The sequence below is a fragment of the Epilithonimonas sp. JDS genome (assembly GCF_021261315.1).
Classification (GTDB): Bacteria; Bacteroidota; Bacteroidia; order Flavobacteriales; family Weeksellaceae; genus Epilithonimonas.
Window position 1 is genome coordinate 118,804 of record NZ_JAJSAX010000007.1, and the last position, 21,905, is coordinate 140,708.

The 21,905-nt window shown below is 38.7% G+C and carries 16 protein-coding genes; 7 read left to right on the forward strand and 9 right to left on the reverse strand.

Features of this window, described 5'->3' with window-relative positions:
- Window positions 1-12: 12 nt before the first annotated feature.
- From LUD75_RS16680 to LUD75_RS16695, 4 genes are read left to right on the forward strand one after another with little or no spacing between them, the layout of a single operon-like run.
- A complete protein-coding gene (locus LUD75_RS16680; RefSeq protein WP_232706948.1) occupies window positions 13-378 on the forward strand; it encodes a response regulator in 366 nt (121 codons plus the stop codon).
- Entirely contained in the window at window positions 378-1,208 is an 831-nt protein-coding gene (locus LUD75_RS16685; RefSeq protein WP_232706949.1) for a protein-glutamate O-methyltransferase CheR, read from the forward strand. Before LUD75_RS16680 ends, LUD75_RS16685 begins: the two co-directional genes overlap by 1 nt.
- Window positions 1,209-1,211: 3 nt before the next feature.
- Window positions 1,212-1,787 (forward strand): chemotaxis protein CheB, encoded by a 576-nt coding sequence (locus LUD75_RS16690; RefSeq protein WP_232706950.1) that lies wholly within the window; start codon window positions 1,212-1,214, stop codon window positions 1,785-1,787.
- Between the two features lie 17 nt (window positions 1,788-1,804).
- Window positions 1,805-2,167: a response regulator gene (locus tag LUD75_RS16695; protein ID WP_232706951.1), complete on the forward strand. Its 363-nt coding sequence runs from the start codon at window positions 1,805-1,807 to the stop codon at window positions 2,165-2,167.
- 65 nt (window positions 2,168-2,232) lie between these two features.
- Here the strand turns inward: LUD75_RS16695 and LUD75_RS16700 are convergent, their stop codons facing one another.
- Window positions 2,233-3,843 carry a Na+/H+ antiporter gene (locus tag LUD75_RS16700; RefSeq protein ID WP_262908228.1) on the reverse strand — a complete coding sequence of 537 codons (1,611 nt, stop codon included), beginning with the start codon at window positions 3,841-3,843 and terminating at the stop codon, window positions 2,233-2,235.
- A gap of 250 nt (window positions 3,844-4,093) precedes the next feature.
- Here LUD75_RS16700 and LUD75_RS16705 point away from each other — a divergent pair, with 250 nt between their 5' ends.
- Window positions 4,094-6,118, forward strand: coding sequence for a M13 family metallopeptidase (locus LUD75_RS16705; protein ID WP_232706953.1), 2,025 nt, complete (start codon window positions 4,094-4,096; stop codon window positions 6,116-6,118).
- A gap of 289 nt (window positions 6,119-6,407) precedes the next feature.
- Here the strand turns inward: LUD75_RS16705 and LUD75_RS16710 are convergent, their stop codons facing one another.
- The 3 genes from LUD75_RS16710 to dnaE form a co-directional block, all read right to left on the reverse strand.
- Window positions 6,408-7,994 carry a T9SS type A sorting domain-containing protein gene (locus LUD75_RS16710; protein WP_232706954.1) on the reverse strand — a complete coding sequence of 529 codons (1,587 nt, stop codon included), beginning with the start codon at window positions 7,992-7,994 and terminating at the stop codon, window positions 6,408-6,410.
- 155 nt (window positions 7,995-8,149) lie between these two features.
- Window positions 8,150-9,757: a GEVED domain-containing protein gene (locus tag LUD75_RS16715; protein ID WP_232706955.1), complete on the reverse strand. Its 1,608-nt coding sequence runs from the start codon at window positions 9,755-9,757 to the stop codon at window positions 8,150-8,152.
- A 189-nt stretch (window positions 9,758-9,946) separates the two neighbouring features.
- A complete protein-coding gene (dnaE, locus tag LUD75_RS16720; protein WP_232706956.1) occupies window positions 9,947-14,596 on the reverse strand; it encodes a DNA polymerase III subunit alpha in 4,650 nt (1,549 codons plus the stop codon).
- Window positions 14,597-14,823: 227 nt separating this feature from the next.
- On the opposite strand from dnaE, the gene LUD75_RS16725 reads away from it, so the two are divergent.
- Together LUD75_RS16725 and LUD75_RS16730 are read left to right on the forward strand one after the other, a co-directional pair.
- On the forward strand, window positions 14,824-15,462 hold the full coding sequence (locus LUD75_RS16725) for a hypothetical protein (RefSeq protein ID WP_232706957.1): 639 nt from the start codon (window positions 14,824-14,826) through the stop codon (window positions 15,460-15,462).
- Between the two features lie 60 nt (window positions 15,463-15,522).
- A complete protein-coding gene (locus tag LUD75_RS16730) occupies window positions 15,523-17,586 on the forward strand; it encodes a S8 family peptidase (RefSeq protein ID WP_232706958.1) in 2,064 nt (687 codons plus the stop codon).
- A gap of 72 nt (window positions 17,587-17,658) precedes the next feature.
- Here LUD75_RS16730 and pyk read toward each other — a convergent pair whose 3' ends face one another.
- Genes pyk through LUD75_RS16755 form a run of 5 tightly spaced genes read right to left on the reverse strand, consistent with a single transcriptional unit; the run spans window position 17,659 to window position 21,837 of the window.
- Complete coding sequence (pyk, locus tag LUD75_RS16735; RefSeq protein ID WP_232706959.1) at window positions 17,659-19,104, reverse strand: pyruvate kinase; 1,446 nt, start codon at window positions 19,102-19,104, stop codon at window positions 17,659-17,661.
- Window positions 19,097-19,570, reverse strand: a complete 474-nt coding sequence (locus LUD75_RS16740; RefSeq protein WP_232706960.1) for an IPExxxVDY family protein — start codon at window positions 19,568-19,570, stop codon at window positions 19,097-19,099. The genes pyk and LUD75_RS16740 overlap by 8 nt, the downstream gene beginning before the upstream one ends.
- Entirely contained in the window at window positions 19,545-20,315 is a 771-nt protein-coding gene (gene rnc, locus LUD75_RS16745) for a ribonuclease III (RefSeq protein ID WP_232706961.1), read from the reverse strand. Before rnc ends, LUD75_RS16740 begins: the two co-directional genes overlap by 26 nt.
- Before the next feature lie 9 nt (window positions 20,316-20,324).
- Window positions 20,325-21,572: a beta-ketoacyl-ACP synthase II gene (fabF, locus tag LUD75_RS16750; RefSeq protein ID WP_232706962.1), complete on the reverse strand. Its 1,248-nt coding sequence runs from the start codon at window positions 21,570-21,572 to the stop codon at window positions 20,325-20,327.
- Between the two features lie 25 nt (window positions 21,573-21,597).
- The gene (locus LUD75_RS16755) at window positions 21,598-21,837 is read right to left on the reverse strand and encodes an acyl carrier protein (RefSeq protein ID WP_002976354.1); all 240 of its coding nucleotides are present in this window, start codon (window positions 21,835-21,837) and stop codon (window positions 21,598-21,600) included.
- Between the last annotated feature and the right edge of the window lie 68 nt (window positions 21,838-21,905).

The following is a 21,905-nucleotide window of genomic DNA, read 5'->3' on the forward strand; positions in this document are numbered from 1 at the left end:
TTCGAATTTTTTATGAGTAAGAAAATTTTAATTGTGGATGATGATCCTAATAATATTTTTGCCCTGCGATTGACCCTGAAAGCCAGAAAATATCAGCTCGAAAGTTGTATGATGGCGGATGAGGCGATCAGGATTTTGAAAGAAGATAAAGAGTTCTGCGTCGTATTGATGGATATGATGATGCCGGAAATAGATGGATACGAAGCCATTAAAATTATAAGAAATACACCCGAGATAAGCAAAACACCAATCATTGCCGTGACTGCACAGGCGATGGATGAAGACCGTCAGAAATGTCTGGAAGCGGGCGCTCAGGATTATATTAAGAAACCAATAGACGTAGATCTGTTGTTAAATGCTATAGAAAAACACTGCTAATGCTGGAACCAAGTATCGTAAAAGATAACGAAATAGAACACCTGATAAAGGACATCTACGAATCTTACGGTTATGATTTTTCTCTGTACAGCCGCGCATCTTTCACAAGAAGGATCAATCGGATATGCATGATAGACAGATTTACAAGCTATGCGGAACTGCGCTATCAGGTGCTGAATGATGCAGATTACTTCAAACATTTCATCGAAGAGATCACGGTGAATGTCACAGAGATGTTCCGTGATCCGTTATTTTTCAAATCGCTTCGGGAAAAGATTTTGCCGCAGTTGGGAACTTTCCCATTGATCAGGATTTGGGTGGCTGGATGTTCCACAGGTGAGGAAGCGTACTCAATCGCGATTTTACTGAAGGAAGCCGGACTATATCACAAATGTCTGATTTACGGCACAGACATCAATCCGTCTGTGTTGGAAACTGCACGAGCCGGCGTTTTCCCGATGCATCAGATGAAAACCTATTCCGAAAATTATATGCTTTCCGGAGGAAAAAAGGATTTCTCAGATTATTACACTGCTAATTATGACAGTGCAAAATTTGACAAAAGCCTGCAGGAAAAACTGATTTTATCAACGCATAATCTGGTATCAGACAGTTCATTCAACAGCTTTCAATTGGTCATTTGCCGCAATGTTTTGATTTATTTTGATAAAGAATTGCAGGAGCGCGTTTTTGATTTGTTTGATGCAAGTCTTGAGAATTTGGGTTATCTGGCTTTAGGTTCGAAAGAAACATTAAGGTTTTCGAATTTGAATAAATTTTACCATCAGATTGATGATCAGAAAATCTGGAAAAAAGTAGATCTTAATTAATTTATGGAGACCAAAGATCCACATACAGAACTGATTGTGATTGGCGGCTCCGCAGGAAGTCTTCAGGTCATTCTGGAGGCGGTCAAAAACCTGAAAGCAGATCTTGGGTTTCCAATTGTTTTGGTGCTTCATCGCAAGGCGCAGGCAGAAAGCATTCTCCCAAAATTGATGCAGCAGTTTTCTGCAATAGAAGTTATCGAAATTGAGGATAAAACCGAAATCGAAAGGAATAAAATCTACATCGTTCCTTCGGATTACCATCTGTTGTTCGAGAATAAAAATACCGTTTCGCTGGACAGTTCAGAGAAAATGAATTACTCGCGGCCGTCTATAGATGTCACTTTCAGATCTGCAGCAGAGATCTTTAAACAGAGTACAATCGGTGTGCTTTTGTCGGGTGCAAATTCTGACGGTGTGGAAGGCTTGAAATATATCAAGAAAAATCAGGGAAGAATCTGGATTCAGGATCCGGAAACGGCAGATGTGGATTATATGCCAAAACAGGCGATCCAGAATGTGGAATATGATCTGATTATCAAACCAAACAATCTGGCAAATTATATTAATCAACTTAAATAAACTAACTATATATACTAATGAATAAGATTTTAATTTTTGATGACGATGCAAGTATTCTGGAGGTTATCACTATCATTTTTGAAGAAAATGGATACAAAGTAGAGATCTCCGAAACTTCGCACGACATCATAGAAAAAGTTTCAAAATTCCGTCCGGATGTGATTTTGATGGATAATTGGATTCCGAATATCGGCGGCGTGGAAGCAACTAAACTGCTGAAAAGCAATGAGGAATTCAAAAATATTCCTGTCATCTATGTGACGGCAAATAATGATATTGCAGCCTTGGCAGAAAGTGCGCAGGCAGATGATTTTGTTGCAAAACCTTTTAACCTGGAAGATCTTGAGGAAAAAGTGGCGCACTATATGAAGCTGAAATAATTTTTTATCAACAACGCTTACAATTGAAAAACTCTTCCGTCATTGGAAGAGTTTTTGCATTTATTTTATGAATGAAAATCCGGATTGATCTTCAGATCATTCAAATCCAGCTGAAGTTCTGCTTTTCTGATTTCCTCGTCTTCATAGTATTTTTCTTTTCTCATCTGGAAGATTTCCACCCTTTGTCTGTCGTAGATTTCTTTTAGAATTTCTTCGAAGTTATCAATTTCCTGAGAGGTACAATTGTTACATTCCATCAGGTCTAATTGATTTTCTGTGTTTTCGGTTTCCAGTGAAATCTGCATCTGATAATTCTTCAGCAGATTACTTCTCTGCAAAACATCACTGTATTTATTATTAATATGACTCAAAGCCAGTCTGTTGAGCCTCAGTTGAATCTGAGCTTCCTGCTGCTCCTGTGGTAAAACAACATCCAAAGGCGGAATGTTGAGTTTTTTGACAATAAATGGCAAAGACAATCCCTGAACTACCAAGGTGATGAAAATCACGATGAAGGTGATAAATAAAATCAAGTTACGATGCGGAAAAGGCGAACCGTCCGGCATCAGAAACGGAATTGAAAGCGCCGTTGCCAGAGAAACCACACCTCGCATTCCTGCCCAGCCAATCACAAGAGGACCTTTCCAGCCAGGATTTTGTTCTTTCCTTACCGATTTGAAAAGCCATCTGGGAACAAACGCAGCGGGATAAATCCACAAAAACCGAATTGCAATAGCTACAGCACTAATAATTACCCCATATTTAATTCCCTGAATCAACGATGCTTCTTCAAGTCCGTGAATGATGGAAGGAAGTGACAAGCCTATTAATATAAAAACCATTGCATTCATCACGAAAATAACGGTGGTCCAAACGCCCAGCATATTGAGTCGTGTATTTCCGTTTTTGAAAATTTCGTGAGATCGGTAGGAGATGAAAAGTCCACCTGTCACCACTGCCATTACTCCGGAGAAATGAAATTGTTCTGCACCCAGATATAAAATATAAGGCGTCATTATGGTTAAAGCGGCATCAATTGCTGAGGTGGTCGGGAGAAAACGATGAATCAAATACATAATTCCACCGCCTGCAAGTCCGCAGACGATTCCCATTCCGGCAACTAAAAAGAATTGACCCACTGCTTCGTGCATAGAAAAACTTCCTGTCAGAATCGCAGCCAAAGCAAATCGGAAAACAATCAAAGATGACGCATCATTCACAAGACTCTCACCTTCCAGAATGCTCACGATTCTTTTCGGAACTGGTAATCCTTTCAAAACGGTAGTTGCGGCCACGGCATCTGGCGGCGAAATAATTCCGCCTAACAAAAATCCTAAAGCCAATGTAAATCCTGGGATCATAGCCTGAGAAAGATAAGCAATAATCACAGACGTTGCGAAAACCAATCCGAAAGCCAAAAGCGAAATCGGTCTTTTCCATTTCCAAAAGTCATTCCAGGAGGTGTACCATGCGGCTTCGTAAAGCAATGGCGGAAGAAAGATCAGAAAAACCAATTCCGGATCCAGCTCTATTTCCGGAATTCCCGGGAGTAAACTGATTGCCAAGCCTGCGATGACCAAAAATATCGGATAAGCGATTTTCATTTTTCTGGCCACCATCACCATCATGAAAACTGAAAAAAGTAAGGCTAGTATTAATAATAAATTATGATGCATTTGTGTACGATTTGTTGTGAATTAAGATGTAAAAATATCATTCTATCTATTAAAATCCTAAATATCAAATCAATTAATTTAATTATTAAATCTACTGAGATTCATTCTTTAATTAATGCTTTAATTATAAGTAAGTTATAGAAGGATTTTGGCTAATAAGTCTTACTTTTAGTTTTTTGAAATTTGGATGATTAAATTGTAACAAATACAGCTTTAAAACTACATATAGAACAAATATTTTTATCAAGAAATGAAAAAGATCTCACTTACAGCATTAATGTTAGCTTCTTTGGTAAGCACTGTTTCTGCGCAATCCAAGCAAAACGCTCTGGAATTGACTTATATGGACACCACTGTTCGTCCGCAAGATGATTTTTACAACTATGTCAACGGAACCTGGATGAAAACCGCCAAGATTCCTGCAGACAAGCCAAGCTGGGGATCTTTCACACAGTTGAGAGAGACAACAGATATGAATTCATTGGGACTTTTGGACAACATCCTGAAAGAGAAATTCGAGAACGGTTCCGAAGGGCAGAAGATCCAGGCGCTTTACCAGACTTATATGGATATGAACAAGCGTAATGCCGACGGTCTTAATCCTATCAAAGGAGATCTTGCTAAAATTGATGGTATCAAGAATCTTGCGGATCTTCAGAAATATCTGATCGACGCAACGAAGAGAGGCGACAACTCATTCTACGAGTGGGGTGTAGACGGCGATCTTAAGGATTCTAAAATGAACGCTGTTTATTTGGGTGATGCATCTTTGGGTCTTGGAAGAGATTATTATCAAAAAGATTCTCCGAAGAATACAGAAACCATCGAGGAATACAAAAAGTATGTAGCTCAGGTTCTAACTGAGATCGGTTACAAGAACTCAGCAGTTGTCGCGGGACAAATTGTAGATTTCGAAAAGAAAATTGCTAAAACATTGCTGACGAATGAGCAGATCCGTGATGCTACGCTTCAGTACAATCCTAAGACTTTACCTGAACTTAAAGCCTTAGTTAAGAACATCGATCTTCCAAAATATTTGGCTGAAGTAGGCGTTAAAACTGATAAAGTAATCATTGGAGAATTGGGTTATTACAAAAACCTTGATACTTTCCTGACAGAGAAAAATATCCCTCTGATTAAGGATTATCTTAAATTCAACTTGGTTTCAGGAAGCGCAGGTTACCTGAATCAGAAATTGGATACAATGAAATTCGATTTCTACAGCAAATATCTACAAGGCCAGCAGGAGCAGAGAGCGATGAACAAAAGAGCGCTTGGTTTGATCAATGGCGTTGTGGGTGAAGCTTTCGGTAAAGTGTATGTTGAGAAGTTTTTTACGCCTGAGGCTAAAGCACAGATGTTAACTTACGTGGATTATCTTAAGAAAAGTTTTGCGGTTCACATCAACGGACTGACTTGGATGTCATCTGTAACGAAGACCAAAGCATTAGAGAAATTAAATAAATTCACCGTTAAGATCGCTTATCCAGATACTTGGAAGGACTATTCTAAATTGACTCTTAAATCTGAAAAAGATGGCGGAACACTTTACGCAAACCTTCAGAATGTTTCTAGCTGGCATTACGCTAAGGAATTGGAAAAAGTTGGAAAACCTGTAGATAAAGCAGAGTGGGGAATGTCTCCACAGACTGTGAACGCTTATTACAATCCGGTAAACAACGAGATCGTTTTCCCTGCTGCGATTCTTCAGCCGCCTTTCTTCAATCCAGCGGCAGATGCTGCGGTTAACTTTGGAGGAATTGGAGCGGTAATCGGGCACGAGATGACGCACGGTTTTGATGACAGTGGTGCACAGTTCGACGGTGATGGTAACCTGAAAGACTGGTGGACTGCCGAAGACAAAGCCAACTTCGAGAAAGCAACGAAAAGTTTAGCAGCTCAGTACGATACCTATTCTCCGGTAAAAGATATCCACGTGAACGGAACTTTTACAAACGGAGAGAATATCGCTGATCTTGGCGGTGTCAATATCGCTTATGACGCATTGCAAATGTACCTTAAAGACAAAGGAACGCCTGGAAAAATTGACGGTTATACACCGGATCAAAGATTCTTCTTAAGTTGGGCGACCGTATGGAGAACGCTTTCTACCGAGAAGTTTATGACCAATCAGGTGAAAACAGATCCACACTCTCCAGGACTTTACAGAAGTTTCGGACCATTGGTAAACACCGAAGCCTTCTACAAAGCGTTTGATGTGAAGCAAGGCGACAAGCTTTACAAAAAACCGGAAGAAAGAGTAAAAATCTGGTAAGATCAGCATTATAATAAAATGACAAAGTCCTGTGAATTTCACGGGATTTTTTTTGTGGTTTGAATTTAATCTTACGAAAGTATTATGAATATTAAACAAACGTACTCTTAATGTGACAAGTTTTCTTTTTTTAATGAGTTTCATATTTAAATTAAACTTGCTTTCAGCAGAACCAAATATTATTGTATCTAATAAATTAGTGATATAATTTACTTTTGATGATCCATTTGTTGGCAAACAAAAAGCCCACTTGTTCGAGTGGGCTTAGTATTAAGATAATTCTAGAGAATTATTTTTTGATAGCTTTGAAAGTTTTTACACTTCCGTCTTCCATTTGTAGGTTAACGATGTATAATCCAGATTTCAAGCTAGAAAGGTTAAGTTCTGCAGAAGGTGCAAGCGTTTTAACTTGTCTTCCGGAGATGTCATTAACTGATACGGATTTAACTCCTTTCACATCAGATATTCTAAGAACATCAGTGAATGGATTTGGATATACAGAGATACCAGCTTTAGTTACGTCAGAAACTGCAAGCGCATCTTGGTAATCAAGTGTGTAATCTTCTGTTTGTCCATTTACCATATTTGCACAGCCAGAAACTAAAGCAGTATGGATAGTTGCTCCAGAGAAGTTATATTTAATTCTCATGAATTTTTTACCTAATGAAGTACCTGCTGGGATTTCGATATTTTTAGTTAATGTAACTGGATTATCTGTTACTCCAGATACTCTAAGCATTGTTTCTGTAGTGTTCCAGTAAGATTCGCCAGCATCATCAAAGTCTCCATCGTTGTTCCAGTCGATAAATACAGATGCAGCCCATCCATTTACAGGATTTCCGTTAGTAGTTCCTTGGATAGTCAATGGTACACTTGTTACATTGTTTTTTACAGGGAATTCTATAGTTGTAAAATTCTGATGAACCGGGAACGAACCAATTGTTGTAGCTGTAGGATCGGATGTGTTTGTAACACCTGCGAAGTTTACAGACTTAATTGGAGCAATAGCAGTCGGTGCAGTAGATGTCAATGGTCCACAGTGTCCAACTGTATTATTTGTACTGAAAGTAATTTCCTGACATCCGGTAGCATCACCAACGCTATTTGTAGCCAATACTTTAGCGTAATAAGTTGTGTTAGGTGTTAAAGCTACATTTAATGAATTACCATAGATCGTTGTATTAACAACATTTGATCCGCCAGCTGTAGTTCCAACAGTTACTTTGTAACCAGAAGCAATAGCTGAAGTTGCCCAAGTAAGACCGTAAGTTCCTGCAGGCACAACACCGCCGTTAGTAGGTGTTGTAAATGTAGTACAAGCTGGCACAGTGCTTACAGCGGCTTGTTTCACGATCAAATCATCTACATAGAGAGCTCCTGTACTGGTTCCACTTCTTTGCATCCATGTTCCTACAGCGTAAGTTTTGTTAGGATCGAATGTCCCAGCCGGAACAGAACCTGTCACAGTTCCGCAAGTCGTAACTGCAGCAGCAGTCAAAGCGGTTCCTGTTCCAACAGTATAGATAGACCAAGAGTTAGATTCCTCATCTAATACAGCATAAGCAGCGTATAGAGTTCCAGTAAGATTTGCTCCTTTTTTGTAGCTAAAAGTGATGTCAAGTTTTTGACCGTTGTTTGTTTGGCCCGTAGCATCACCTTTTTCCAAAAGATTTGCCAACCATCCTGTCTGGGTTACAGTTGCACTGTAAGTTAAAGACCCGGAAGTTCCGGCACTACAGAAATTAACGGTGTTGAAACCACCACCGCCAAACTGGATCATACCAGCTGCATCGCCTTCAAAATCTTCGGTAAAGTCATATTGAGCGTTTACCCCAATACCTAATGCCAAAAGGCAAGAGAATAGAATTTTTTTCATAATATTATAAATTTATTAAAACTGATACGAATATAAAATAATTTTTCTTTCTAAAAAAGAATATTAACACTTAAAGTCAATAAAACTTGCTAATAACAAAAAGCCGCCTCGTTCAAAACGAGGCGGCTTCATTATTTTAATAATTTAAAGATAAATTATTTTTTGATTGCTTTGAAAGTTTTTACACTTCCGTCTTCCATATTAAGGTTTACGATATACAATCCACCTTTCAAACTAGATAAATTGATTTCTGCAGAAGGTGCAAGAGATTTCACTTGTCTTCCAGACATATCGTTTACAGATACAGATTTAACACCTTTTACATCAGAGATTTTAAGAACATCTGTGAATGGATTTGGATAAACAGAAACTGCTGCTTTGTTTACATCTGTTACAGCTAAGAAATCTTTATAGTCGATTGTGTAATCTTCTACCTGTCCATTGTTAATATCGGTACAACCAGTTGTAAGTGACGAATGGATCGTTGTTCCAGTAAAGTTATACTTAACTCTCATTCTCTTCTGACCTAGTGTAACGCCTGCAGGGATTGTAATGTTTCCTGTTAAAGTAGCAATATTTGCAGCACTTACAGTAGTAGTTCTTTTGATTGTTGCAGTAGTATTGAAATATGACTCACCAGCATCTAAGAAATCTCCGTCATTGTTCCAGTCAATAAATATCGAAGTACCCCATCCATTACCTGTAATACCAATTCCGTTTACAGTAAATGGTACAGTCGTTACGTTATTTTTTACTTCAAAAGGAGCAGATAAATAATTTTCGTGCGGTGCAAATGATCCAATCGTGGTTGCTGCAGCGTCAGAAGTATTGGTCACACCTCCGAAGATAAACGATTTGATAGGTGCTGTCTGTGTAGGAGCAGTAGAAATCATTGGGCCACAATATGGTGCTATTGCGTTAGCTCCGGTAGTGAAAGTCGTTTCTGTACAACCAGTAGCACTTCCAATATCGTTTGTAGCTGTTACAGTTGCATACAGAAGTTTGTTTTGTGGTAAAGCACTTGTTGATAGTGGAGTATAAGATGTGGTATTAACTGTTGTAGATAATACATCAGAAGCTCCAGGAGTAGTTCCTAATTTCACAGTATAAGATTGAGCACCGGAAGCAGCAGCCCACGTTAGTGTAGGTCTTACAGATACACCGGTAGCAGCAGAAGCAGGACTAGTTAATGCTGTACAAGCTGGAGCTGCGGTAGCTTCTTGTTTTACAACAACTTTGTCCAAGAAAATGTAGAAATCATCAGTTGCACCGTTTACAGTTACACTTGTGATTTTAAGTTTGAAATTTCCATTTACGTTGGCAGATTCTGGTATTTGTGCAGAGTATGCGTAGCAAGTAACCCCAGTAGATGGAAACGTGTAAGTTGTACCGAAAGGAACATACGTTGTACCACCATCTGTAGAATATGCAACATTTAAGTTTCCATTTGTTGTGCTACCTGTAGCATATGGAAGCGCAGATACTGTAAACGATACATCAATTTTTTTTCCGTTTGCAGTCACTGAAGCTGGCTTTGTGTACACTAAGGTTGATGTGTTGTATGCTACATTGGTTCCATAAAGGTTTGATCCAATTGCAATAGTACCATCACATCCTGCAAGATATGTGTTCGGACTGTACCCTCCTGTGAAGACGAATCCGTTTGCAGTGTAAGCTGCAGTTTCAAAACTTTCGCTTACAAAAATTTGAGCGTTTGCTCCTAATCCTAGTGCCAGTGAGCACGTGAGTAGAAATTTCTTCATAATTATTTAATTTATATTTCAGCAAATATAATAATTATTTTTAATGATAGTAATTAATGTTTATATTTTTTTTATTAATTTATGATAATATATGTGATTGTGTTAAATTAACAGCTACACAATAGTTTATTTAATAAAAACAGTCATTTTACGAAATGCAAAATGGCTGTTACTGTTATTTTAAACTCCTTAATTCAGAAAAACTTCATAATTATTAATGGAATGTATCACTTCTAAAAGATCTTCATTAATATTAATATGATGTTTCATACTCACAACTTCCAAAACAGATTCATCTTCCGGATTTTTGATAAAGAAATTCAATTTCTGCTCGCCATGATTCTCAATGATCTTCTCTTTAAAGAATTCAATATCAGTTTTACGCAAGGAATCCAGTGGCACTACAATACATAAACTACGTGCAAATCGGTCAAAAGCCTCTTTCAATTCCAAAACATCATTTACATTGACGAAAACACGTCCGTCTTTTCCCTGTGAGAATTTGAGTTTCATAATGACAAAGCGCTGAACTTCCAATTTGTCTTTCAAACGCATATAATCTCTGTCACCCAATCGGAAAGAGTAGGAGCCTGTGTAATCCTCCAACAAGACAAAAGCCACTTTTTCCCCACTTCGGAAACCATCCGCCACACGATATTCCGTAATTAGGCCAGCAACGGTGTATTCCTTGGTGTTGTCTTTTTCATTCATCTTGTCCTTCCAGCTTTTCTTTTCTTCAAAAAGTTCGGGTGCTTTTGGCGGAAAGGCCAAATCTTTGAAAGCTTCCACTTCATCTAGATTCAGGAAATTGAAATTACCTTTTGGTTCTGCTTTTTTGCCGGATTCTTCAATGATTTCATCTTCCAATCCGACTTCATCAGAAACCAAAATATCAGGAACTTCTTCGTCAGGCGTATTGTCGGTTTCCAAAATCGGAATTACTTCATCCAAAACAGGAATTTCGTCCTTCTTCTCATCAAGGATCGCTTTTTTGGAAAGGACACCTTGCATAAATTTAAACTGATATTTGAACTCGTCCAGAGGATGCGCGGACAAATAGAATCCAATGATTTCTTTCTCTTTATTGAGTTTATGCATATTCGGCCATTCTGCGCAAGGCAAAAGTTTTGGTTGTTCGATTTGAACTTCCTCGGCAAAATCTGCAAACAGAGAATTATCCATTTCATTTTTGCTGTCCTGAAAACTTTGTCCGTAACGCGAAAGTCTTTCAATATTCGTTTTCCCGGAAGCATCGATGTCAAAGTATTGTCCGCGGTGATACGTGTCCAATTCGTCAAACGCTCCCGCAGTCACCAAACTTTCCGCAACCCTTTTGTTCACTTGCGAAGGCGGAATTCGCTCAAAGAAATCATAGACGTTTTTATATCTTCCGTTTTGTCTCAAGGCTGCAATCGCCTCACTCGGGCCTTCACCAATTCCTTTAATAGCGCCCAATCCAAAGCGGATTTGTCCTTTTTCATTTACTGAGAATTTATATTGAGATTCATTCACATCTGGACCCAAAACATCGACACCAATGGCTTTACAATCCTCCATAAACATTGTGATGGAAGCGGTATTATTAATGTTATTACTCATTACACTCGCCATATATTCTGCTGGATAATTGGCTTTCAGATAAGCGGTTTGATAAGCGATCCACGCGTAACAAGTCGAGTGGGATTTGTTGAAGGCGTACTCTGCAAAGGCTTTCCAGTCATTCCAGATCTTTTCCAATCTTTCTTCATCTAGGTTGTTTTTTCTTCCACCTTCGATGAATTTCGGGTACATTTTGTTCAGAACTTCGATCTGCTTTTTACCCATCGCTTTTCTCAAAGTATCGGCTTCACCTTTGGTAAAGTTGGCCAACTTCTGAGACAGAAGCATTACCTGTTCCTGATAAACGGTGATCCCGTAAGTTTCTTCAAGATATTCTTTTGTTTCTTCGAGGTCATAGATAATTTCCTCAGTTCCGTGTTTTCTGTTAATGAAATTTGGGATATATTTAATAGGACCTGGGCGATACAAGGCATTCATCGCAATCAGATCGGCGAAAACCGTTGGTTTCAATTCACGCATATATTTTTGCATTCCCGGACTCTCGTATTGGAAAATCCCGATCGTTCTTCCTTCCTTAAATAATTGATAAGTTTTTGCGTCATCCAAAGGGATTTCATCTGGGTCGATATCAACGCCGTGACGTTCTTTTACAAGTTTCACTGCATCTTTAATAATAGTCAAAGTCCTCAATCCAAGGAAATCCATCTTCAAAAGACCCGCATTTTCCGCCACCGAGTTATCGAACTGAGAAACCAAAATATCCGCATCTTTCGCCGCAATCGTGATTGGAACCAAATTGCTCACAGGTTCTGGCGTAATGATCACACCACAAGCGTGGATTCCCGTATTTCGGATGCAACCTTCCATTTTCTTCGCGCTTTCCAGAACCGAGAATCTGGAATCATCGGAGTTTGAAAGAATGAACTTCATCTCATCAACCAATTGCTGATCCTCAGGCTTCAGCTTGTCATATTTTGAAAGCGCTTTCGCAATATTCATTCCCGGACTTGGCGGAATCAGTTTCGCAATCATATTCGTTTCTGGAATTGACAGGTCGAGAACTCGACCAGCATCTTTGATCGCTGATTTTCCTCCCAAAACCGAATAAGTGATGATCTGCGCCACCTGTTCCTGACCATATTTTTCAACCACCCATTTGATGACCTTATCACGGCCTTCATCATCAAAATCGATATCGATATCGGGCATCGAAACCCTTTCCGGATTCAGGAATCTCTCAAAAAGGAGATCATATTTGATCGGGTCGACATTCGTGATTTTAATGCAATAGGCAACTGCCGATCCAGCGGCCGATCCACGACCTGGACCAACCGAAACACCCATATTTCGAGCCTCATTACAGAAATCCTGAACGATCAAGAAATATCCAGGATAACCTGTGTTGGCAATAACTTCCAATTCAAAATCCAATCGCTCCTGAATTTCAGGCGTAATAACTGGGTAACGTTTATTTGCACCTTCGTAGGTCAAATGTCGCAGGTAGGCCATTTCACCACGTTTTCCGCCATCAGCTTCATCTTCTGGATCGATGAATTCTTCCGGAATGTCAAACTTCGGTAGCAAAACATCACGTTTCAAAGTGTAAGGTTTGAACTTCGCCAAAAATTCTTCATAAGCTTCGAAAGCATCCGGATAATTTATAAAAGCTTGTTTTAATTCATCTTGACTTTTGATGTAATATTCGTTGGTCGTCAAGCCTTTTCTCTTTCCGAAACCTTTGCCAATCGGCGTTGATTGCTTTTCGCCATCTTTGATACAACCCAAAATGTCTTGGATATTCGCGTCATCTTTATTGGTGTAGTACGTTTCGTTTTGAGCTAAGATCTTGACATTATATTTATCTGCAAATTGCAATAGAACTTCATTCAAATGCTCTTCCTCGGGCAAATTATGATTCTGGATCTGAACATAGAAATCATCGCCAAATTCCTCTTTCCACCATTGGAACAATTCTTCCCCTTTTTGTTCTCCGATATTTAAGATCGTATTCGGAATATCGCCGTTGATCCCGGAAGTCAAGGCGATCAATCCTTCTTTGTATTGAGAGATCAATTCTCTGCTGATCCTTGGAACGCCAAAATAGAATCCTTTCTGAAAACCAATACTGGAAAGTTTGATCAAATTTTTATAACCATTGAAATCCTTTGCCAGCAACACCATTTGCGTCCTTCTGTCCGGATCGTCTTTGGTAAATTGCTTTTGCTCGTATCGATTCGAAATGAAAAATTCGCAACCAACAATTGGGATCAGTTGATCTGTAATTGGCTCTTCTTCATTGAAAACTTCTCCTTTTTCTTCGGCTTCCTGTTTTTTAGCCAAATATTCTTTGTGCTTTTTATTTCTTCCGGAATTGGTGTCTTCAACCGCAGAAACGAATTTGAACGCGCCCATCATATTGCCAATATCCACCATTCCAACGGCCGCATAGTTCTCATCTGTCGCTTTTTTGATAAGGTCGTTGATATTGGTCGTCGCCGTCAAAGTGGAGAAAACGCTGTGGTTGTCGAAATTGAAATATTTTCCAAGCTCAATGTCATCAATGCTGCCAACATCGGCTTGTTTTTTCTTATTGTTAAAACTTGCAACCTGTCTTCTGATGACGATTCCGAAAGGTTTTATCGGATTTGGATTGTGGGTCTGAAATTCTTTTAACTGAGTTTCATTGATCTTCAAAACATCCGTCGGAATCACGCCGATTCTCATCATTTCAAAGAAAACCTGAGCCGTTGCATTCACATCGGCTGCAGCGTTGTGCGCTTCATCAAACTTGTGTCCGTAAAGTTTCTCGTAAAGTTCTTCCAGTTTTGGCGATTTGAATTTTCCGCCTCGTCCGCCAGCCAACTGACAATAATCTGTTCCCAAGATCATCGTATCTGCTCTCGGTTTTTCCTGAAGATTATCTTTAATATTTTTCCTGAAAAATTCTGCCCCAACGATGTTGTAATCGAATTCCACATTGTGTCCGGAAACAACTCTAACGTTTTCCAAAGCTTTAGAAAATTCTACTAAGATCTCTTCCAGATCTCGACCTTCTTCATTAGCGATTTTAGTCGTGATCCCGTGGATTCTCGCGGCGTTGAACGGGATGTCATAACCTTCTGGTTTGATGATGTAATCTTGGTTTTCTATCAGGTTTCCATTGTCATCGTGGATCTGCCAGGCGATCTGGACCATTCTTGGCCAGTTGTCTGAATCTGAGAGCGGTGCGTTGAAATTTTTGGGTAAACCAGTGGTCTCTGTATCGAAAACTAAGTACATCTACATTGTAATTTTGCGTAAAGTTAAGGTTTTAAACAGAGAAATAAAATGCTTTGGAAATCCGATTTTGTTAAATGTTCACAAAAAAGTTAATCCTGGTTAAATGTCATTTCCGAGCCGGAATTAAATTTATTTTTGATGAAAAATAGCCTTTGAAAATATTTCTATTCTCTTGTTTTTTACTGCTTTTTCAAACCTTTTATTCACAAAATATTAAAGGAAAAATTGTGTCTGATTCTGTTTTGGCGAATCAAGTTTTGGTCGTTAATATCAATTCTCAGGAAAAAACTTATTCTAATTCTCAAGGTCAGTTTGTGATTAATGCAAATCTTGGTGATGAGCTCCGGTTTGTGAAAGAAGGTTACGAAAGGAAGATTTTGAAAATCATTAATACTGATGAAATTGTCATTAATTTAATAAAAATTGTTACGGAAATCGAGGAAGTTGAGGTCAGGAAAAAGTTGTCTGGGAAACTTGATGAGGATTCTAAACTTTTCAATGAAAACAAGAAAAAAGTCGCTTTGAACAATGATTTGAAAGTCTATTTCAAAACGAAATCCAGTGAGGAATTAATGAAACCAAGACACGGCGAATTTGTACAGCCAGTTGGCGGAGGTATTAGTTTTGGAAAAATCGATGACAAATGGACTACATCAGATTTTGTGGAATGGCTGCGCGAAAATCTGACGGATGACTATTTTATTTCTTTAGGATTAATATCTCAGGAAATTAATTCTTTTATCTTCTACTCACTTCAAAGTTTTGGGACGAGAACTATTCTGAAATATGGCTATTGCAGTGAAGAAGATATTGGAAACCTGAAACTTCACTTCGAAACTACATTTAAGAAATTCAAAAATAAATAGTTAACATTTTTAAAACTTATTATGATCTAAGTATTTTTTATCTTTGCAAAAAGTTTTTAGATGAAAAAAGTTGTACTCAGTGTCGGAATGTTATTTTCGTTTTATTTTTCTAATGCCCAGGATCTTAAACTGAAAAATGAGTTTGGGAAACAAAGATTAGAAAATGAAAAGAAACTGGATTCTTTCTTATCAAAAAGCGCAAAGTATTCTTCCAAAGAAAAAGACAGTCTGAAAAAGAATCTTGCAGGTTTTGCGGGACAGATTCCCCTTTTTTATTCCACCGAAGAGACCAGAGCGAATGCGACAGCTAATATAGATGAATTGCAGTCCGGGTCAGTTTCCGGAGCTGCTGCAGTTACAGGAAGTGGTGTGAAAATTACCATTTTCGATGCAGGAAGAATTCAGGATACGCACGAGCAATTCACGACAAACAGAGCCGTGAATAGGGAAGCGGCGACAGAAGCCAAGCATTACCACGGGACAAATGTCAACAGTATTCTTATCGGAAACGGAACAGCAACGGGAACTTTTACTCAAAGTGGAAGCACTTACTCCAAGCTGGATGCAAAGGGAATTCTGCCACAAGGAATCACGGATAATTATATGTTTGCTGCGACGGCTTTGGGCAATAATTACCAGAAACTAGCAACTTTGCCGGATCTTAATATTTCCAATCATTCTTATGGCGTCAATCTAGGCTGGCTGCAATCTGGCAGTTCTTACTATTGGTATGGTAATTATGAATTTAGTCATCAGGATACCTATTCCGGCGCTTATTACGAAAACGACTATAATTTTGATAAAATCGTTTATGCACAGCCTCAGCAGATTATCGTAAAATCTACAGGGAACTATTACGGCGTTGGGCCTTCTGCTGCTTCTCCAAAATATAAATTTAATACTGCCACAAATTCCTGGGTTGCTTTCGCAGCCGGAGATGAGATTCCGCCGGCCAATTGCAGTCAGGGTTATAATTGCATAGGATATGGTTCAGTAGCCAAAAACATTATTGTAGTAGGAGCGGTCAATCAATTGACAACTTCGGATCATAAATATACGCAGGCAAATGACGTGGTAAAAGGCAGCTTCAGCGGTGCAGGTCCGAGAAAAGATGGCGCTGTGAAGCCAGATATTACAGCTGTTGGCGTAGATATGATAATGGCAAATTACACCAATGCAAATCCCAATGCAACCACTCAATACGTCGTGAATTACGGAACATCCTATGCAGCACCAATGGTTACAGGCATTGCCGGCGCACTGACTCAGATTCAAAGAGGGATTTTGGGAAACAGCAGTTTTATTTTTAAAGCTGATGAGATGAAAGCGCTTTTGACTCATACTGCGAATGAGGCTGGAAGACCAGGTCCGGATGTTTGGTATGGCTGGGGACTTGTGGATGCGAAAAAGGCCGCCAAAGTTTTAATTAACAAACTGAATGAAGATTCCTATCTGGAAAGAAATACGCTTCAGTCCACAGTAGATTTTACGAAGGAAATCAAAGCATCGGGAACAGAACCTTTGAAGGTCAGCATTTCTTGGGTTGATCCTGCAATTGCCTATTTCACAACAGATATAGACCAGCAGCAAAATCACACCTCGAGACTGGTGAATGATCTTGATCTTAGAGTTGTTGAAGTTGGCTCCGGAACGGTTTATTATCCTTGGAAACTGGACATCAATGATCCTAATGCTAATGCCACGAAAGGTGATAATACTGTTGATAATGTAGAACAAATCGTGATTGATAATCCTGCAGCGGGTGGAATTTACAGAATAGAAGTCAGCCACAAAAATACGCTGGTCAATCAGGAAGGTAATGCGGCAACTCAGGATTTTGCATTGGTCGCAACCGGAACGAAGAAGATTACTTTAGCTTCAGAAAATATTTCAAAAGACGAAGTGAAAATCTATCCGACGAAAACAAAAGATCTAATTAATATCAATGCACCAAATGATATAGAAAGAATTGCTCTTTTTGATATGAACGGAAAACTGATTCTTGAAAATCTTAAAGCTTCAAAATCCCAAACCATCAGTCTGAATAAGCTTCCAAATTCAGTTTATATCTTAACGGTTAAAACTAAAACTGGAATCGTATCAAAGAAAATTGTGAAAGAATAGTTTCTTTGACAATGGAAAATAAAAAAAGACACCAAGTAGATTGGTGTCTTTTTGCTTTTATATAAACCGAAATTATATCGTTGATAATCTCAAAGTATTTGTTTTTCCGCCGTTGTGAACCGGCATTGCATTAAGGTTGATAACATAATCACCTTGCTCTACAAATCCATAATTGTGCGTCAGCATATTCACTTGGATTACAGTCTCATCCGTAGATTTTTCCATATCATAATAGAAAGCTCTTACGCCCCAAAGAAGGTTTAGCATTGTAATAACACGTTTGTTGTTACTGAAAACGATGATGTGGGAAGATGGTCTGTGCGCAGAGATCTGGAAAGCGGTGTAACCGGAAGATGTCAAAGTGACGATAGCCTCAGCTCCCGTAGATTTTGCAATATCAACTGCAGAACGACAAACTTTATCCGTAATGAAACGCTCGTCCACACAATTGATTTTTTCTTCAATCACGTGATTTAGTTTTCCGTAAAGTGGCGTTTTCTCAATATTCTTCACGATTTTTGCCATATTGCTTACCACTTCCACAGGATATTTTCCAACCGAAGTTTCTCCGGAAAGCATTACTGCATCAGCACCATCCAATACAGAGTTGGCAACGTCATTTACTTCCGCTCTTGTAGGCGTCAGGATGTTAATCATTGTTTCCATCATCTGAGTTGCGATGATTACAGGTTTTGCGTAAAGTCTAGCTTTGTTTACAAGGTTTTTCTGGATTACAGGCACTTGCTCCATAGGAACTTCAACTCCCAAATCACCTCTGGCAACCATCAGACAGTCACATTCCAGCAAGATCTCATCGATGTTTTTCACACCTTCTGGCTTCTCGATTTTTGCAATGATCGGCGTTTTGGTCTTGTTGGTTGGGTGTTTTGCCATCAGATCTTTAAGATCGATAATGTCCTGAGCGTGACGTACGAAAGATAAAGCAATCCAGTCAAACTCATTGTCCAGCATAAAGTTTGCATCTTCGATATCTTTTTCTGTCAATGCAGGCAAAGAAACGTTTGTGTTAGGAAGGTTTACTCCTTTTTTGGAACTCAACGGTCCGCCTTGGATTGTTTTAGCTCTTACAGTGTCCAGGTTATTAGTTTCGATCACTTCGAAAACCAATTTACCGTCGTCAATCAGGATTCTCTCTCCAACTTTTACGTCCTGAGGGAACTGCTGATAAGTCATGTAAACTCTGGTAGCGTCTCCTTCAATTTTTTCGTTAGTGAAAGTAAGAATATCTCCGGGATTAAGGAAAGATCCTTCTTTTACTACACCAACTCTAAGTTTTGGTCCCTGAAGATCTCCCAAAATAGATACAGAGTAGCCATATTCTTTGTTGATCTCACGGATAATATTTACATTTTTCATCACCAAATCGTAATCGGCGTGTGAAAAGTTTATTCTAAATACATCAACACCTGCCTGGATCATTTGGATCATCGTTTCCTTGCTGGAAGATGCTGGTCCTAGGGTTGCAATAATTTTTGTTTTTTTAAGGTTTTTATTCATAATATTGAATTAATTGATAAAGCTCTTCTTCAGAGCTCAATGGATATTCCTGAATTTGGAACACGAAATTTTCCGGAAGCAAAATTAACGAAAATTCCGCAAACATGTCGGAATTAGTTAAAATGTAATCCACATCTTGATGCGTATTAAGTAGAAATTTAATATTTGATTCATCTGAAAAAAGCTGATTCTGTTCTTTTTTCTGAATTGAGACAATAGACTTGTTGGAAATAAAACTGTAACAGTTTTTGGATGATTTGTCGTACGCCTGATATCTGGAAAAAGAATGGTCGAAATATTCGCCTTTGATGAGAATATCATCTACTCTTGTAAATTTGAAAGTATTGATATTGTTGATGAGAAAAAACAATTCGTGTTCCGGGATTGGTTTTGCAAGTCTAATCAATCCTACGTTGATCTCTGATAGATCTTCTTCTAGTTTAAGATACTGTTTTTTGATGCTCAATAATGTTTTCTTTCTTACTCAAAACGTAAAATGCCCTCTGAGCTGCTTTTTCCTCGGCTTTCTTTTTCGAAGTTTCTACCGCGTTGGCGATTCTTTCGTTGTGAAGCCAGACGTGACAGCGGAAAACGGCAACTTTATTTGGCTGAAGTTCCTCGCAGGTTTCGTACTTGATAGGGATTTTCTTTTTCTGACTCCATTCCAGCAAAAGACCTTTGTAGCTGATGATCTTATTTTCAAGCTTATTGATTGTGGAAGGCGTAAGAATCCTGTCGAGGACTATTTTCTTACAGAATTCATAATCAATATCGAGATAAAGCGCACCAATTAAAGCTTCCAAAAGATTTCCTGAGATGTTTTCACTAAGAATCGTCTGGCTTGTATCGGCCTGCAGAAGAGAGCTTAATTTAAGATCTTCTCCCAGTTTGTTGAGGTTTTTCCTGTTGACAATTTTGGACTTCATCTGCGTGAGAAATCCTTCGTTTTCATTCGGATAAGTTTGAAAAAGATGACAAGAAATAATGGTTCCTAAAACAGAATCCCCTAAAAACTCAAGACGTTCGTAATTTTTTTTATTCGTGCTTTTTGAAGACGATTTCAAAGAAAATGCTTCTTTAAAGATTTCGATATCGTGGATGTTGTAACCTACGATGTTTGAAATGTTTTTGCGAAAAAGAATATCTTTTTCCGAAAGTTTTTGTGCTCTGTTTTTAAGAAGGAATTTAGAAAAATAACTTTTCAACTCCATAAAAACATATTATATTTTTTTGAAAAGAACACAAGCGTTGTGACCTCCGAAACCAAAAGTATTACTCATAGCGATGTTAACATCTTTTTCAATCGCAGTATTGAATGTAAAATTCAATCTTGGGTCGATGTTTTCATCATCAGTAAAATGATTGATTGTTGGTGGAACAATACCGTGAATAATGGCGTGTAACGCGGCAATGGCTTCAATAACGCCGGCAGCTCCCAAAAGGTGGCCGGTCATTGATTTTGTAGAATTGATCTGAATATCAAAAGCGTGTTCTCCGAATAATTTTGCAATCGCATTGGATTCTGCGATGTCTCCCAGTGGAGTAGATGTACCATGCATGTTGATATGATCTACTTCATCGGCAGTTACACCAGCATCTTCCAGACAATTTTTCATTACCAGATAAGCGCCAAGTCCTTCAGGGTGTGGAGCCGTCATGTGATGTGCATCTGCACTCATTCCGCCACCAGCTAATTCTGCATAGATTGTTGCACCTCGTTTTTTTGCGTGTTCGTATTCTTCAAGGATGATACATCCTGCGCCTTCGCCCAATACAAATCCATCTCTGTCTTTGTCGAATGGTCTGGAAGCCGTTTTGGGATCATCGTTTCTTGTAGAAAGTGCGTGCATGGCGTTGAAACCTCCCATTCCGCTCGCTGTAACAGCAGCTTCTGAACCTCCACATACAATCACGTCAGCTTTGCCTAAGTTAATAAGCATCTTAGCATCGATCAAAGCATTGGCAGAAGAAGCACAAGCAGAAACAGTTGTGTAATTAGGACCATGGAAACCATATTCAATAGAAATATTTCCAGGCGTAATGTCCGCAATCATTTTTGGAATAAAGAAAGGATTGAATCTCGGAATACCTTTGGATTCTGCAAAACCCAAAACTTCTTGTTCAAAAGTTTCCAGTCCGCCGATTCCTGATCCCCAGATTACACCAACGCGATTTTTATCGACATTGTCTTCAATAAGTCTCCCGTGAGCAATAGCTTCTCTTGCAGCAATTTGGCCGAACTGAGAATTTCTATCCATCTTTTTCGCCTCTTTTTTATCGAAATAATTAAGTGGATCAAAGTTTTTCACCTCACTGGCGAACTTGGTTTTAAAATTAGTGGAATCAAAAAGAGTAATCGGGGCAGCGCCACTTGCTCCTATTTTAAGGCTTTCCCAGTATTCCTTCGCGTTATTTCCAATCGGTGTAATAGCGCCGAAGCCGGTTACAACTACTCTCTTTAATTCCATAAATTTTTTTTGTCTTGAATAAATATTATTTATTTACAACTTCCTCGATGTAAGCAATAGCGTGACCAACAGTTGTAATTTTCTCTGCTTGATCATCTGGAATCTGAATGTTGAATTCTTTTTCGAATTCCATGATAAGTTCAACAGTATCCAAAGAATCAGCTCCTAAATCGTTTGTGAAGCTAGCTTCTGGAGTCACTTCTGTTTCTTCAACGTCAAGCTTATCAGCGATGATAGCTTTTACTCTTGATGCAATGTCTGACATAGTATTTTATTTTTAATTATGTTAATTTGGTGCAAATATATAAAAATTCAAATCATTTCAATTTTTTT

Coding starts and splice junctions, on each gene's coding strand:
- LUD75_RS16680 (WP_232706948.1), top strand. CDS start 13: ATGAGTAAGAAAATTTTAATTGTGGATGATGATCCTAATAATATTTTT.
- LUD75_RS16685 (WP_232706949.1), top strand. CDS start 378: ATGCTGGAACCAAGTATCGTAAAAGATAACGAAATAGAACACCTGATA.
- LUD75_RS16690 (WP_232706950.1), top strand. CDS start 1,212: ATGGAGACCAAAGATCCACATACAGAACTGATTGTGATTGGCGGCTCC.
- LUD75_RS16695 (WP_232706951.1), top strand. CDS start 1,805: ATGAATAAGATTTTAATTTTTGATGACGATGCAAGTATTCTGGAGGTT.
- LUD75_RS16700 (WP_262908228.1), bottom strand. CDS start 3,843: ATGCATCATAATTTATTATTAATACTAGCCTTACTTTTTTCAGTTTTC.
- LUD75_RS16705 (WP_232706953.1), top strand. CDS start 4,094: ATGAAAAAGATCTCACTTACAGCATTAATGTTAGCTTCTTTGGTAAGC.
- LUD75_RS16710 (WP_232706954.1), bottom strand. CDS start 7,994: ATGAAAAAAATTCTATTCTCTTGCCTTTTGGCATTAGGTATTGGGGTA.
- LUD75_RS16715 (WP_232706955.1), bottom strand. CDS start 9,757: ATGAAGAAATTTCTACTCACGTGCTCACTGGCACTAGGATTAGGAGCA.
- dnaE (WP_232706956.1), bottom strand. CDS start 14,596: ATGTACTTAGTTTTCGATACAGAGACCACTGGTTTACCCAAAAATTTC.
- LUD75_RS16730 (WP_232706958.1), top strand. CDS start 15,523: ATGAAAAAAGTTGTACTCAGTGTCGGAATGTTATTTTCGTTTTATTTT.
- pyk (WP_232706959.1), bottom strand. CDS start 19,104: ATGAATAAAAACCTTAAAAAAACAAAAATTATTGCAACCCTAGGACCA.
- rnc (WP_232706961.1), bottom strand. CDS start 20,315: ATGGAGTTGAAAAGTTATTTTTCTAAATTCCTTCTTAAAAACAGAGCA.
- fabF (WP_232706962.1), bottom strand. CDS start 21,572: ATGGAATTAAAGAGAGTAGTTGTAACCGGCTTCGGCGCTATTACACCG.
- LUD75_RS16755 (WP_002976354.1), bottom strand. CDS start 21,837: ATGTCAGACATTGCATCAAGAGTAAAAGCTATCATCGCTGATAAGCTT.